7 protein-coding genes are annotated in these 16,250 nt (G+C 51.5%); 6 read left to right on the forward strand and 1 reads right to left on the reverse strand.

Translation table 11 applies throughout. The annotated features are described in order from the left end of the window. Window positions 1–17: 17 nt before the first annotated feature. Window positions 18–857, reverse strand: coding sequence for a hypothetical protein (locus tag NTX59_05385; GenBank protein MCX5785100.1), 840 nt, complete (start codon window positions 855–857; stop codon window positions 18–20). 438 nt (window positions 858–1,295) lie between these two features. Here NTX59_05385 and NTX59_05390 point away from each other — a divergent pair, with 438 nt between their 5' ends. The 6 genes from NTX59_05390 (at window position 1,296) to NTX59_05415 (ending at window position 16,125) form a co-directional block, all read left to right on the forward strand. Continuing rightward, a complete protein-coding gene (locus NTX59_05390) occupies window positions 1,296–2,645 on the forward strand; it encodes a nodulation protein NfeD (GenBank protein ID MCX5785101.1) in 1,350 nt (449 codons plus the stop codon). A gap of 132 nt (window positions 2,646–2,777) precedes the next feature. Further along, window positions 2,778–5,264, forward strand: coding sequence for an ATP-dependent Clp protease ATP-binding subunit (locus tag NTX59_05395; GenBank protein ID MCX5785102.1), 2,487 nt, complete (start codon window positions 2,778–2,780; stop codon window positions 5,262–5,264). A gap of 3 nt (window positions 5,265–5,267) precedes the next feature. Next, window positions 5,268–6,323: a class A beta-lactamase-related serine hydrolase gene (locus NTX59_05400; protein ID MCX5785103.1), complete on the forward strand. Its 1,056-nt coding sequence runs from the start codon at window positions 5,268–5,270 to the stop codon at window positions 6,321–6,323. A 276-nt stretch (window positions 6,324–6,599) separates the two neighbouring features. Further along, complete coding sequence (locus NTX59_05405; protein MCX5785104.1) at window positions 6,600–13,061, forward strand: hypothetical protein; 6,462 nt, start codon at window positions 6,600–6,602, stop codon at window positions 13,059–13,061. After that, window positions 13,058–14,776, forward strand: coding sequence for a PorV/PorQ family protein (locus tag NTX59_05410; GenBank protein MCX5785105.1), 1,719 nt, complete (start codon window positions 13,058–13,060; stop codon window positions 14,774–14,776). The genes NTX59_05405 and NTX59_05410 overlap by 4 nt, the downstream gene beginning before the upstream one ends. Further along, window positions 14,740–16,125 carry a redoxin domain-containing protein gene (locus NTX59_05415; GenBank protein ID MCX5785106.1) on the forward strand — a complete coding sequence of 462 codons (1,386 nt, stop codon included), beginning with the start codon at window positions 14,740–14,742 and terminating at the stop codon, window positions 16,123–16,125. Before NTX59_05410 ends, NTX59_05415 begins: the two co-directional genes overlap by 37 nt. The last annotated feature ends 125 nt before the right edge of the window (window positions 16,126–16,250 follow it).

Below are 16,250 nucleotides of genomic sequence, written 5' to 3' on the forward strand. Positions count from 1 at the left end.
TGTATTCTGGCTTCTGGCTACCTATTTACTAAAACCGCCAGGCGCTGCGTTTCTTTTTCAAAATCTTCCATACTGTCGTAGGGCAGCGCGCTAAGCGGTTTATGCTCCAGTATGGCCCAAAGGCCGGTATTTTTAAGCGCTTTATGCGCGAAAGCTGCGAGCTCGGCGCACATCAGATTAAAATTCGTATGGCTGGAATATGTCTTTTTTTCTTTAAGGCAGGAAAAGTCAAAATCCGCCGGATTCAGCCGCAGACGGAGATTTTGCTTCAGGATTATGTCCAGCAGAAAAGAGGTTTCCGAAGTTCTCACCTCTTTTTTTACTTCCTTGCTTTTCCCCATGCCTATGGGCAGGCCGGTCACGGCCATTATACCCATTCGCACCGCCCTCTCTCCTGCGGAGGGGCCTTCAACCGACTTTACTACTTTAACCGTTTCTTCTTTGAGCGGCGCCGCCGATAAAACCAGGATATCCGCGGCCGCCGCGTTCATGCTGACGCCGGCGGTGGCGTAGCTGAAGGTGTTGTTTGCAAAAGCGGCTTTTTTTATCAATGCGGGGTGGGTAAGCTTGGGCAGTCCGGCTGAAGGCAGTATTATCGTTTTAATACCGTAAGCTTCGCATTTCCCGGCCAACTCGCGCGCTCTGTCGGGCGCCAGGCCGGAACCCAGAAGACCCCAGCAATGCCTGACCAGCCGCCCGGCGTCATTTAAATTCAATGAATGGAATTCCGAAAGTATTTTAGCCGTAAGGGCAAAGTCCGGAAGTCTTTCTTCCGTTATCAGCACCGAATAAATTTCAGTCGCGGACAGCGCCATAGGTCCGCGACAGGCCAGAGTCACTTTTATCTCTTCTGCCATTGTCAAAATATTGTAACAAATCCAACCCGTAACGGGGAGTAACCGTAACCCGAAACCTTCAGTCGACTGAAGGTTTCGCCCCGCAGGGTAGGGGGAACCACTATGTGGTTCCCGCCTGTGGCTAAATTCCCCAGGAAGGGGTGCCGCCGCCCTTTTCCGACGTGAAACGACGCTGGTATCTGCGCTATATTGACCGCATGAAAAAATGCGCTCAAAGCTTACACATGTCCGTAAAAGGGCGGGGTAACCCAGCCCCGCTCTTTTGGATTTATCGTCGAACCAAAAGGGCGGGGCCAGCCCTTTTGGCCAATAAATTTCCATGTCACAGGCCAAAAGAGCTGTCCTCCGGGCGAATCCTGACTGAAGGATTCGGGTTAAAATTGTATAATCAATATCGCTGGCGAACTATTTTAATTTTGACCCGGAAGGTACATGATTATGAAAAAAATAATTTTATTCGCGTTGTTTCTGGCATTGCCGCAGACCGGCGTTTTAGCGGCCAAAAAAGCCCAGGCTCCCAAGCTGGCCCAGCCGCAAAGCGGGAAAACTTACGCCGTGACCAAAGTGCTTGCCGCGCCCTACGCGGGCGTTATCACGCCTGCGGCGGCCGAATTCATGGACGGCGCCATAGACCGCGCCAATGAAGAAAAATACGATCTGCTGGTTCTTGAGCTTGACACCCCCGGCGGACTTGACACTTCCATGCGCGACATCATAAAAAAGATCCTGGCGTCTAAGGTGCCGGTGGCGGTGTATGTTTATCCGCAGGGCGCGCGCGCGGCGTCCGCCGGAGTGTTTATCGCCATGGCGGCGCATCTGGCCGTAATGTCCCCCGGCACCAATATCGGCGCGGCGCACCCTGTAATGCTCGGCGCCATGCCGTCCATGGGCGGCGAAAAAGAAGGCAATAAGAAAGACCCGATGGAAGCCAAGGTTTTAAATGACGCTTCCGCTTACATCAATTCCATAACCCGGCAGAAAAACCGCAATGTCGAATGGGCCATAAAGGCCGTCACCAAAAGCGATTCCATCCCGGCCGAGGAAGCTCTTAAGCTCGGCGTGGCGGACCTTATCGCCTCCGACATGAACGATCTGCTGCTTAAAATAAACGGCCGCGAAGTCGAGAGCTTCGGCAGGCTGGCGGTTAAAGATCCCAAAGTCGATCTTATGCTCCAGACCCGCCGCCAGAAATTTTTAGCCGCCGTCACCGACCCGAACATCGCCATGATACTTATGAGCCTGGGCGCGGCCGGGCTGTTTATAGAGCTTTACAACCCGGGCCTTATTCTGCCGGGCGTGGTGGGGGCGATGTCTTTATTGCTTGCGTTTTATTCTTTTCAGGCGCTGTCCGCCAATTTCGCGGGACTCGCCCTTATCCTGCTCGGATTTGTGTTTTTCATCGCTGAAATTAAAGTTGTCAGCTACGGTCTGCTCACGCTCGGCGGAGCGGTGTCCATAATCTTGGGGGCGCTGATGCTGTTTAACAGGCCCTCGCTTGGAGGATTGTCTATTTCTATGACCATATTAACTTCCACACTTATCAGCCTTATCGCCGTGGTGGCGGCGCTTGCCTGGGTGGTTCTAAGAGCGCAGCTGCGCCGCGTGGTGACCGGCATTGAAAGCCTTGCCGGCAAAAAAGGCCTTGCAAAAACCGCCCTTAATCCCAAAGGCACGGTGCTGGTTGCGGGCGAGCTTTGGGAAGCTGAAAGCGTTTCCGGCGATGTCGCGGAAGGCGCGGAGATAACAGTCACCGCCGTTGAAGGCTTCAAAGTGCGCGTGAAAAAATGAAACAGTTCTGTAACGCGCCTGAATTATAATCTATAGGCGCGTATTGAAAATATTATGCGGTTGTGCCATAATATTAATTTGTGTTCGCCGGCGGCGGGACGATTTTAAAGTTTATTCTGGAGGCTTTACACTATGGGAACAAGATTTACCGAACGCGCCCAGCGCGTGATTCTGATAGCCCAGGAAGAGGCGAAGCGCCTTAACCACGACTATGTGGGCACCGAGCACATCCTGCTTGGCCTGATAGCCCTCGGCGAGGGTGTGGCCTCCCAGGTTTTACAGGGCCTCGGAGTCGACCTGCGCAAGGTGCGCGCCGAGATAGAAAAAATAGTGGGCCAGGGCGATAATATGATGCTCCTGGGCGAGATACCTTTCACCCCGCGCGCCAAAAAAGTGCTTGAATACGCCGTGGAAGAGGCCCAGCAGATGGGCCATTCCTACATCGGCACCGAACATATTTTAATGGGCCTTATCCGCGAAGAAGAGGGTGTGGCGGCAAGAGTGCTTGCCAATCTCGGCCTGAAGCTTGAAACCGTGCGCGAGGAAGTGCTTACCATCCTCGGCGACCTGGACCAGAAAGACAGCCAGAAAGAGCCGTCGCAGAAAAGTCACGCCCCGCACAGCGCGGTCAAGGGCAAAACAAAAACCCCCACCCTTGACGAATTCGCCCGCGACATGACGCAGATGGCCAAAGAGGGGAAACTTGACCCCGTTATAGGCCGCTCAAATGAAATGGACCGCGTCATACAGGTGCTCGGGCGTCGCACCAAAAACAACCCGGTTCTTATAGGGGAGCCCGGCGTGGGCAAAACGGCCATTGTGGAGGGGCTGGCCCAGAAAATAGCCAGCGGCGATATTTCAGACACGCTCGCGAGCAAGCGGCTTTTAAGCCTGGACCTGGCCTCGATAGTGGCCGGCACCAAGTACCGCGGCGAATTTGAGCAGCGCCTCAAAAGCATTATCGAGGAGATCCGCAAGGCCAAAAATTCCATCATAATGTTCATTGACGAACTGCACACCGTGATAGGCGCAGGCGCGGCCGAGGGCGCCATAGACGCCTCCAATATGCTCAAGCCCGCGCTCGCGCGCGGCGAGCTGCAGTGCATAGGCGCCACCACTTTTGACGAATACCGCAAGCACATAGAGCACGACCCTGCCCTTGAGCGCCGTTTCCAGCCCGTGGTGGTGGACCCGCCCACGGTTGAGGAAACCATAGAGATACTGAAAGGTCTGCAGGAAAAATACGAGTCGCATCACAAGTGCAAGTATTCCGACCCCGCTATTTTCGCGGCCGTCCAGCTTTCGGATAAGTACATAACCGACAGGGCGCTGCCCGACAAGGCCATAGACCTGCTTGACGAGGCCGGTTCCCGCGCCCGCCTGAAGCTCTCGGTTTCCCCGCCCGAATTCAAGGAAAAAGAGGCCGAGCTGGAAGAGTTGGGCAAAGAAAAGAACGCCGCCATCTACGGCCAGGAATTTGAGAAGGCCGCTAAACTGCGCGAGCGCGAGAAAGAGCTTAAAAAGACGCTGGAAGATTCAAAGAAAAAATGGCGCGAATCGCGCGACAAGATGGCGCCCGAAGTGACCGAGGAGGATATAGCCTCCATCGCCTCAAAGTGGACCGGCATCCCGGTCACCCGCATGACGCAGACCGAAGCCGACAAACTGATGCACATGGAAGAGGAAATTCACAAGCATCTTATAGGGCAGGAGGAGGCGGTAAAAATAGTCTCCCAGGCCATAAAGCGCAGCCGCACCGGCATGAAAGACCCGAAGCGCCCGATAGGCAATTTTATTTTTCTGGGGCCCACGGGCGTTGGTAAAACGGAGCTGGCCCGCGTGCTTGCCGACTTCCTGTTCGGCAGCGAAGAGGCCATGGTGCGCGTTGACATGTCGGAATATATGGAAAAATTCTCGGTTTCCCGCCTTATAGGCGCGCCTCCCGGTTATGTGGGTTACGAGGAAGGCGGCAAGCTTACCGAGCTTGTGCGCCGCAAACCGTATTCCGTGGTGGTGCTGGACGAAATCGAGAAAGCACACCCCGATGTTTTCAATATCCTGCTCCAGATCATGGACGAGGGTTTGCTGACGGACAGCCTGGGCCACAAAGTGAGTTTCAAAAACACCATACTTATCATGACCTCCAATGTGGGCGCGCGGCTTATCAGCAAAGGCAAAACTTTGGGTTTCATACCGCGGGAAGACCGCGAGAAAGATTACCATGAAATGAAAGACACCGTTAAAGAAGAGATAAAGCGCGTCTTCAACCCGGAATTCATCAACCGCATAGACGAGGTTATAGTTTTCCGGCCCCTGAATGAAATAGATATGGGCAAGATCCTGGAGCTCAACCTCGCCAAGGTGGAAAAAAAGCTGGAAGATAAGGGCGTCAGCTTTGAGATAAGCAAAGAGGCTAAGGCATTCCTGACAAAGAGGGGCTTTGACCCGCAATACGGAGCCCGCCCGCTTTTAAGGGTTGTGCAGCGCCTGCTTGAGGACCCGCTCTCCGAATTCCTGCTGAACAGCAAGATGATAAAAGGCGACACGGTGACGATCAGCTATAAAGGCGAAGGCGAAGCTTTGGAGCTGGGAGTGGCCCAGACGGCCCCCAAAAAATAATTTGTGAAAGTGCACAGGTTTAAAAACACGCTTGAATGGCGTTATGTCCCGCCGCCGGTAGAGGAACCCAAAAAAAGGCGCCTGGGCCCGGCCGTGCGAGTTTTTGCCGTGCTCGCCGCGGCGGCTTTTGCTTTTCCGCTTTATCAGGCCTGGGTTTATTTCTCCACCGTGATCAATCCGCCTCCCGAGCCCTCAAAAGTGGAAACGCCCATTAATAATACCGAATGGCAGGAAATGGCGTCCGGCCTTAAAACCGCCTCGGCCTCTTACAGCGGCCATGTGGGCATTTACATGAAGGATCTGCAATCCGGCAAGGTTTGGGAATACAACTCCGACCGGCTGTTCCCTTCGGCAAGCCTGATCAAGCTGCCCATAATGGCGGCGGTCTTTGAAAAAATAAAGGCCGGCGAACTTACGCTTGACACGCAGATACAGCTTTCCCGCCATGACCGCTGGGGCGGCTCGGGCTCTCTAAAATGGGTGCGCGACGGCACGCGGCTCAGTGTTATGGAGATCATCTACAAGATGATAACCGAAAGCGACAACACAGCCACTCACATGCTTATAGATTCTATGGGGCTTGATTACCTTCAGCGGGAATTCGCCAGGCTCGGCCTTGTTTATACCAAAATTTACCCCGAGGGTTTAAGCCTTACCTCAGGCCGCGTGGCTCGCGAGAACTATACCACGGCGCGTGAAATGGCCGGCATGCTTGAACAGATCTACGATGGGGATCTTATAGACAAAGACTCAAGCGGGCAGATGCTGGATTTTTTAAAGCACAATAAAAGCCGCAGCCGCCTCAGGCGCGGCCTGCCGATTGGCTGGGAGATAGGCCATAAAACCGGGCTGCTCAGGCGTTCCTGCCACGATGTGGGCATAGTATTCTCGCCCCGCGGCGACTACATAATAGCCGTGCTTACCTCAAACGTCCCCGATTACACAAGCGCCAAGGCATTCATCGCCAAGGTAGCCAAGCTTACCTACAAATACTACAAGATAGACGCCGATTACGCCCAATCCCGGGTCAACACCGAAGAACTTACCAGATCAATGTAAACCCTTCATTGTGCCCTCCGGCCGCCGGGTTTTACAAACCTTGGCGGCAATTGCTTTCTTTCTACTATAAATATCTGCGCGAATATCTAATAATTGCCGAATACCATTGTGTAATAGTATTGCTGTCGCTAATTAATGTAAAATCAACAAATAGCTATATTCCACAGATATAGCGATGCCGGTTCCGTGTCTTTGGGGGATAGTAATTGTGAAATCATTGTTTTTTTGTTTGCGTTTATCTATTTAGGCAGGGGTTTGGGTTTTTAATGAGAATGTATGGCAATAATTAAGAATTTCAGAAACATCCTCCTATTCTCGTTTCGCAGGCTAGCCGCAAAAATTCTCTTGTCGGGTTTTTGCGGCTGTATAATTTTTGCGGTAAATTCATATGCGGTTGAAACGCCGACGGGTATTTATTTTGACGAGGTTTCCAGTAACTCAATAACGGCTTCTGGCTACGTTTCGACCGGGTTCACTGGGCTTGAAACGGGTTTGGCCGGTGTAAACGTGGCGATAAACGGAACCTATTCAACCTGGCGAAACGGCAATAAATGGACGACAAAGGCGGCAATGCCGACGGCACGTTATGGCTTGGCAGCCGGAGTAATAGGCGGCAAACTGTATGTAGTAGGTGGAAGTGTTAGTGGTGGTATGGGAAATACCAATGAGGAGTATGACCCTGCATCCAATACTTGGGCGACAAAAGCGGTAATGCCCACGGCCCGTGTGTATTTGTCAGCCGGAGTAATAGGCGGCAAACTTTATGCAGTAGGGGGAAATAATGGGAATCTCTTGAATACCAACGAGGAGTACGACCCCGCTTCCAATACTTGGGCGACAAAAGCGGGAATGCCCACGGCCCGGGAGACATTGTCAGTTGGAGCAATAGGTGGCAAGCTGTATGCCTTAGGGGGGGCGGGTGGGAGTTCCCCTAATACCGAGGAGTATGACCCCGTGAGCAATACGTGGAGCACAAAAGCCCCTATACCTACGACCCGCGCGGGTTTGGCAGCCGGAGTAATAAGCGGCAAGTTGTATGCCGTGGGGGGAAATAATGGGGGATACTTAAATACCAACGAGGAATACGACCCCGCGAGCAATACTTGGAGTACAAAAGCAGTAATGTCCACGGCTCGTTATAATTTGTCAGTGGCTGTAATAGGCGGCAAGCTGTATGCCATGGGGGGGGCGAATCCGGGTTTTTTAAATAACAACGAAGAGTATGACCCGTGGGCGAATACGTGGAGTACAAAAGCAGTAATGCCCACGGCCCGTGAATACTTTTCAGTTGGAGTGGTAGGCGGCAAGCTGTCTGCCGTGGGGGGGTTGAATGGTGACTTAAATACCAACGAGGAGTACGACCCCGGCGTGGAGGCTTTGTTTACCGGCCTGACGCCGAACACGCAGTACAGCTTCAACGCCAAGGCACGCGATGCGGCCGGCGTGGAGACAGCCGAAAGCCCGACGGTTTCCACTTACACGCTGGCCGCCATTCCTGGCGCGGCAGTGCAAGCGTTTACTTCGGTATATGCCAGTTCGCTGACGGTTCAGTGGACATTAAGCAACAATCCAGCCGGCACTACCTTATACCGGGCGCAGGCGTCCACTGATTCGGCCTTCGGATTGGTGGCGGCATCGTCCGATACTTATAACATCAATGCAATATTAACCGGTCTTTCGGGCAATACCACTTATTACACCCGCGTGGCGGCTATAAATGGTAACGGGATAATAACAGCTTACAAAACGCTCGGCTCAACCAGGACTTTGGTTGAAACGCCGACGGGTATTTACTTTGATGAGGTTTCAAGCACTTCAATAACGGCTTCCGGTTACGCCGCTACGCCCGCGTTCAGCGGACTTGAAACAGGTTTATCAGGCGTAAACGTGGCGAAGGACGGGATTTATTCAACCTGGCGGAACGGCAATAAATGGACCACAAAGGCGGCAATGCCCACAGCACGTAATGTTTTTTCTGCCGGGATAATAGGTGGCAAACTGTATGCCGTGGGAGGATCGAATGGTGGTTACTTGAATATTAACGAGGAGTATGACCCTGTGGCTAATACCTGGGCTACAAAAGCAGTAATGCCCACGCCCCGTCAGATGCTGTCTGTTGGGGTAATAGGAGGCAAGCTGTATGCCGTGGGGGGTGCTAATGGAAGCAACTTAAATGTTAACGAGGAGTATGACCCTACGGCCAATACATGGGCGACAAAAGCGGTAATGCCGACGGCCCGTAACGGTTTGTCTGTTGGCGTAATAGGCGGCAAATTGTATGCAGTGGGAGGATTGAACGGTATTTACTTGAATACCAATGAAGAGTATGACCCCGCGGCCAATACCTGGATGATAAAAGCAATAATGCCCACGGCCCGTCAGATGCTGTCTGCCGGGGTAATAGGTGGCAAACTGTATGCCGTTGGGGGAGAGATTAGTCCTGCTAATGTTGTGAATACCAACGAGGAGTATGACCCCGCGGCCAATACATGGGCGACAAAAGCAATAATGCCAACGGCCCGTCAAAGATTGTCAGTCGGAGTAATAGGCGGTAAGCTATATATCGTGGGGGGAGACAATAATAGTGGTGTATTAAATATCAATGAAGAATACGACCCCATAGCCAATACCTGGGCGACAAAAGCGGTGATGCCCACAACTCGTCAGCATTTGTCATCCGGGATAATAGGCGGCAAGTTGTATGCGGTGGGGGGAGAGAACGGTGGTTACTTGAATACCAACGAAGAATATGACCCCGGCGTGGCGTCATCGTTTACCGGTCTGGCACCCAATACACAATACAGTTTTAAAGCCAAAGCACGCGATGCCGCCGGCGTAGAGACAGTCGAAAGCCCGACAGTTTCCACTTATACTTTGGCGGCTGTTGCCATGCCGGCGAGTGGTCAACCGTTTGTGGCTGTTTATGTCTCCAGTATTACAGTAAACTGGTCCTCCGGCACGGCGGCTGGCGGGTTCAATGGCACCGGCGCTAGCTATAAAATTCAAATTTCAACGGCATCCGATTTTTCCGGTGTTTCTTCTTCTTCTGTTACTTATTCCTTACAACTTACCACTTCCGGTTTATCGTCCGGTATCACTTATTATTTCCGCGCGCAGACTTATAATACGTTGGGGGTAACAGACTATTCCTGGCTGGTGCTGGGATCAACCAAGACTTTAACTTCGTCCTCGGGTATGACAGCGCCGACGGGTATTTACTTTGATGAGGTTTCCAGTAATTCAATAACCGCTTCTGGCTACGTTTCAACCGGGTTCACCGGGCTTGAAACAGGCTTGTCAGGCGTTAATGTGGCGAAGGACGGGATTTATTCAACTTGGCGGAACGGCAATAAATGGACGACAAAAGCAGTAATGCCCACAGACCGTCGTGATTTGGCTGCAGGCGTAATAGGTGGTAAGCTGTATGTGGTGGGGGGGCAGGGTGGCGCCAATAATGCTAACGAGGAGTATGACCCCGCTTCTAATACTTGGGCGACCAAAGCGTCAATGCCCACGCCCCGACTAGGATTGTCTGCGGGAGTAATAGGCGGTAAGCTATATATGGTTGGGGGACATCCTGCCTTGAGTACCAACGAAGAGTATGACCCCACGGCCAATAGCTGGACCACAAAAGCTGGGATGCCCACGGCCCGTGGTTTGGTGTCTGCAGGCGTAATAGACGGCAGGCTTTATGTCATAGGGGGATATAGTCTTGGGAGTATGTTAGATACCAACGAGGAGTATGACCCCGCTTCTAATACTTGGGCGACCAAAGCGTCAATGCCCACAGCCCGTTATCAATTGTCTGCCGGAGTAATAGGCGGCAAGCTATATGCAACAGGGGGAACTATTAATGGTAGCAGCAGTTATTTGAGTGCCAACGAGGAGTATAACCCCGTATCCAATACCTGGACGACAAAAGCGGTAATGCCCACAGCCCGTTATGGTTTGTCATCTGGCGTAATAGGCGGCAAGCTGTATGCCGTGGGGGGATATACTGTGAATTTATTGGATACAAATGAAGAGTATGACCCCGTGGCCAATACTTGGGCGGCCAAAGCGGTAATGCCTACGGCTCGCTATACTTTGTCAGCCGGAGTTATAGGTGGCAAACTGTATGCCGTGGGTGGGCAGGGTCCTAACGAAGAGTATAACCCCGGCGTGGCGTTATCATTCACCGGGCTGACGCCCAATACGCAATACAGTTTCAAAGCCAAAGCACGCGATGCCAGCGGTGTTGAGACAGCCGAAAGCCCGACGGTTTCCACTTACACGCTGGCTGCCGTCCCTATCGCCGCAACGCCGGCGTTTACAGGTGTAAATTTAAACGCCATCACAGTTAACTGGACTCAAAACAACAATCCCGTCGGCACAACCTTATACCGGGCTCAGGCGTCCGTTGATTCAGCCTTTGGCACGGTGGCGGCGTCTTCCGATACTTATAATCTTAGCGCGGTTTTACCGGGCCTATCGGCTAACACTGTCTATTACGCCCGCGTAGCGGCCATAAACGGCAACGGGATAATAACGACTTATACTGTGTTTGGGTCAACCAAGACTTTAACTTCGTCCTCGGCTATGACAACGCCGACAGGTATTTACTTTGATGAGGTTTCCAGTAATTCAATAACCGCTTCTGGCTACGTTTCAACCGGGTTCACCGGGCTTGAAACAGGCTTGTCAGGCGTTAATGTGGCGAAGGACGGGATTTATTCAACCTGGCGGAACGGCAATGTCTGGGTTGCAAAAGCTGTAATGCCAACGGCCCGCGATTGGCTCGCAGTCGGAGTAATAAGTGGCAAGCTTTATGCCGTGGGGGGAGAGATAAATAGTGGAAATACTATCTTAAATACCAATGAGGAGTATGATCCTGTGTCTAATACCTGGGCGACAAAAGCCGTAATGCCCACGGCCCGTGGTTATTTGTCTGCCGGAGTAATAGGTGGTAAGCTGTATGCAGTGGGTGGATATTATAATGCGGAGTACAAAAACACCAATGAGGCGTACGACCCCGCGGCCAATACCTGGATTACAAAAGCGGCAATGCCGACGGCCCGTAATGCTTTGTCAGTCGGAGTAATAGGCGGCAAACTGTATGCGGTGGGGGGATGGAATGTAAGTCACTTAAATATCAACGAGGAGTATGACCCCGCGTTTAATACCTGGGCGACAAAAGCGACAATGCTGACTGACCGTTATGCTTTGTCAGTCGGAGTAATAGGCGGCAAACTGTATGCGGTGGGGGGATATGGTAGTAGTTACTTGAATACCAATGAAGAATACGACCCCGGCGTGGCATCTTCGTTTACCGGTTTAAGCCCCAACACGCAATACAGCTTCACCGCCAAAGCCCGCGATGCCAGCGGTGTGGAGACAGCCGAAAGCCCGACGGTTTCCACATACACCCTAGCCGCAGTCCCTATCACCGCAACGCCGGCGTTTACAGGTGTAAATTTAAACGCCATCACAGTTAACTGGACTCAAAACAACAATCCCGTCGGCACAACCTTATACCGGGCTCAGGCGTCCGTTAATTCAGCCTTTGGCACGGTGGCGGCGTCTTCCGATACTTATAATCTTAGCGCGGTTTTACCGGGCCTCTCGGCTAACACTGTTTATTACGCCTGCGTAGCAGCCATAAACGGCAACGGGATAATAACGGCTTACACAGCGCTTGGGTCCACCACTACGGTTGCGGCTGGCAACAGCGTACCCACGCTTGCCTGGACTGGCGAGAGCAATTATATTGCCGACGGCCTTAACCCGGAAAGTGGTGACACAGCGACAAGTTTTGCATATCACGTGAAATACACTGACGCGGATAATGACGCGCCCGGAAGCGGATACCCGAAAGTGCATATCAAAAAGGGTGGCACTGAAATATCCGGCAGTCCGTTTACAATGACTTTTGTTTCAGGTGCCTATAATACCGGGGCAATCTATAACTATTCAAAGACACTGGCGGTGGGAACGGATTATACCTATTACTTTGAAGCGCTGGATTCCATCGGCGCCACCGCCACAGGGACACCGACATCTTCTGTGGACGCGCCGGATGTGTCATTAGGCAATAGTCCTCCAACGCTTGCCTGGACCAACGAAAGAGATTACACTGCTGACGGTCTTAACCCCGAAACCGGAGATACTTTGACAAGTTTTGTGTACCGCGTGAAATACACGGACGCGGATAATGACGCCCCTTTGAGCGGCTATCCGAAAGTGCACATTGAAAAGAGCGGCACGGATATATCCGGCAGTCCGTTTACGATGACTTTTGTTTCAGGGGCCTATAATACCGGAGCGATTTACACCTATCTAAAAACACTGGCTGCTGTGGGAACGGATTACACTTATTATTTTGAGGCGCAGGATATACACAGCAATATGGCCTCTGGTTCGCCACTAAATTCAGTGGATTCCCCTGATGTGGCTGAAGTTGTGCAACAACATGGGAATTACAAAACCACTATGGGGGACAATTTGTTTAACCCAAAAACCGGCGGGACTTCAAAGGTTAAATTTAATGTCCCGGCGGCGGGCAGGGTCTCGCTGAAGATATATGATTTGTCGGGCAAGCTTATAAGGACGCTTTTTGAGGGCGATTCCAATTCAGGGAATATACAGAAAGACTGGGACGGCAGGGATGACAGCGGCCGCTATGTTGTCCCCAGTGTGTATTTCCTGCATTATGTGCACCCCGGCGGGAAAGAAGTCAGAAAAATCGGAGTAAAAAAGTGAAAAAAGTAATTTTTTTACTCGCTTTCATTCTTTCTGCCGGCTCCCTGTCCGCCCAGGAAAGCGGTGTGTTTCTAAAGCTGCCGGTATCGCCGCGTGCCGGCGGAATGGGCGATGCTTCTGTCGCGCTTGCAGATGATCCTTTTGGCCTTTACTATAATCCGGCCGGGATGGCTTTTGCAAAGCATCCCGCGGTCTCGTTGGTTTATCAGAAATATTTGCAGGACATAAGCGGGAACTCGCTGGGTTTTGTTTACCCTTTCAAAAACTGGGCGATAGGTATTGCGCCGACTTTTTATAACATGAAAGAGGAACCGATTTATGACTCTCTAGGGGGAGATACAGGGGAAAAGTTCGGGTATGGAGCTAAAATAATCCCGGTCGCCTTGGCGGGGAAGAATGGGAACCTGGCTGTTGGTATTGCCGGCAAATCATACAGCGAGAATATAGGCGGACAGGTTTCTGCTACAACCGCCTATGATGTCGGAGCGATATATAAATTAGACAGGCTTAGTTTTGGGGCGGCAATGCAGAATTTAGGCGGAAAAATATTTGATTACAATGTACCAAAAATACAACGGGTCGGGGTAGCTTATACCGGCGTTAAATATTCCGGCGCGGCGGACTTAAAGAAAGAAGGTGAGGGTAAAAGTTTCCTTGGGTTTGGCGGTGCTTACAACCTTACCGAGTTGTTAAAATTACGCGGAGGCTGGCAGCTTAAAGACGAATTTAGTGGAATCACTTTTGGGTTGGGTCTTGATCTTGGGGGCCTGACTTTTGACTATGCTTGTGTAAGCTATGGAGACTTGGGAACAACGCATAAGGCGGGGGTTACGTGGGCTTTCGGCGCCAGGAAAGTGAGTGAGCAAGAAAGTGCGAAAGTGAGTATGCAAGAAGAGAAAAGAGTAAGTGAGCAGATAAGTGAGAAAGCAATTATAAATTCCGCTCCTGAACTGGCCTGGACCGGTGAGGAGAATTACGTCGCCGTGGGGTTAAGCACCGGCGCGGGGAACACCACCACGCCATTTGTGTACCGCGTGAAATACGCGGACGCGAATAACGACGCCCCGGCCGCCGGCTATCCTAAAGTGCATATCACTAAAGGCGGGGCCGAGGCTCCCGGCAGCCCGTTTGCCATGGAATATTCTTCAGGCGACAATAAGAATGGCGCTATTTACGCTCGAATGCAAAGGCTGGCGTCCGGCAATGATTATGCGTATTATTTTGAAGCTAAAGATTCGTCCGGCGCGGCGGCTGCGGGAGCGCCTACTGTGGCGGTCAACGGCCCGATAGTTGCTCAGGCCGAAGTTGTAAATATCCCCGGCGGAACGAATGTGGCCGTGGCGGACTTTAGCGGCAAGAACGTGTCGCAGGCGGACGCTTCAATAGTGACCGATTTCTTAAGGACAGAACTGGTAACCACAGGGTTGTTCAATGTGATGGACAGGAACAACATGGATACCGTGCTGGCCGAGCAGAAGTTCCAGAACAGCGGCTGCACCGAGCAGCAATGCGCGGTTGAAATGGGCAAACTGCTAAATGTAAAGCAGATGCTTGTGGGCTCGCTCTCAAAGCTTTTGGACAACTATTATATAACGGTTAATGTGGTGGATGTGGAAACCGGCAAAATAATGGCGTCTTATGACAGCGAAGGCGTATCTTCCAAAGAATTGAAAGACGCATGCAAAAAAATAGTGGAAAAATTGTCCCGCAAGTAATTTTTGTGGGACTATTAGCCTTATCCTGCCTGCCCTGCCGGGCGGGCGGCTTTAGTCCCGGTGACAGGGCGCCTGACTTTGAATTGTCGGACCTGACTGGCAAAACGATTTCGCTCTCCGATATACTCCGCGAGGACAAGCCGGTGGTTCTTTCTTTTTTCGGCACCTGGTGCGACAGCTGCCTTAAAGAAATGAACGATCTGGCTGAAATAGCCCCAAAATATAACGCCGCCGTCTATCTTGTGGGAGTTGACGCCGATAAAGACAAACTGGTTCGGTTCGTAGAAAAACACAAAATACCGTTTCCCGTGCTGTGGGATCCCAAAGCGCGGGTAATAGGCCGGAAATATGACTTATTCCGGGGGGCCTTTCTTGTGGTTCCCAAAGTGTTCATTATATCGCCCGCCGGCACCATTGAATATGTTTCCGAGGCTTATGATGAGGCAAGAAAGACCGCCTTGAAGAACAAGCTGGCTGAGGTGAGCGCGAAAAAGTGGAGGAAACTCCCCGAAGTCGCCGTTTTTTTCACCGGTTCGGCTAACGGTTGCCTGGAGCCGTCTTATTCTAACAAACAGACCTACGGTGGTTTTGTTAAACTTATTTCTTTCCTTAAACAGCAAATCAAAAAATATCCCAGCTATATTCTGCTAGATTCGGGTGATTTCCTGCCTTATGCGGTTTCCGCCGCCCAGGCCGATTTAGCGCTTAAAGCCATGGGACTGGCGGGCTATGACGCCATAGCCGTGGGTGACCAGGACCTTTATTTCAGCGGGTATATTGATGTACTCAGGAGTGGGAAACTTCCGTTTATCGCCTCAAATGTCGGTTGGAAGGCGGACAAAAGCGATTCTACCTCCGGTGTTGTCACGTTGCCAGCGGGCCAGGCGGATAAGACCATGGTTGCCGGCGGTATTAAAATCCGGATCGTGTCTTTTATAAGCCCTGAAACATTTTCACTTTACCCGGAGACGTTCACGGATAAAATTGGGTTCAGGGATTTGAAAGAAGTTTTAAAAGGCGGAAAAAATGCCGATTTTCTTATACTTCTTTCCCACGCTGGCGTTGAGGTAAATAAGAAAATGGCCGAAGAATTTAAAGAGTTTGACCTGATTATAGGCGGCCACTCGCAGGAGTTGCTTAACAAGCCGCTGAAAGCGGGGAATGCTTTAATAATCCAGTCCGGCAGCAATTTGCAGCACGCGGGCAAGATAGTTCTAAGATTTGACGGTAATAAAAAACTTTCGAATTACGACTACGAGATAGCGCCGTTGGTAAATGAAATCCCCGACGCCCCGCAGATAGAAGCCTTGCTAAAAGACTATAAAAACCAAGTAATAAAAGAACCTTAAACAGACTCCCCAACTGCCTTTTTGGTATTATAATGGCGTTGGGTCTATAAGGCCGCTGGAGGGCTTCGGGGGATAGCTGGTTGTGATAAAAAACCGGATGATATCTCGTACATAATAAAACATGA

Source organism: Elusimicrobiota bacterium (assembly GCA_026388155.1).
Taxonomy (GTDB): Bacteria; Elusimicrobiota; Elusimicrobia; order Elusimicrobiales; family UBA9959; genus UBA9634.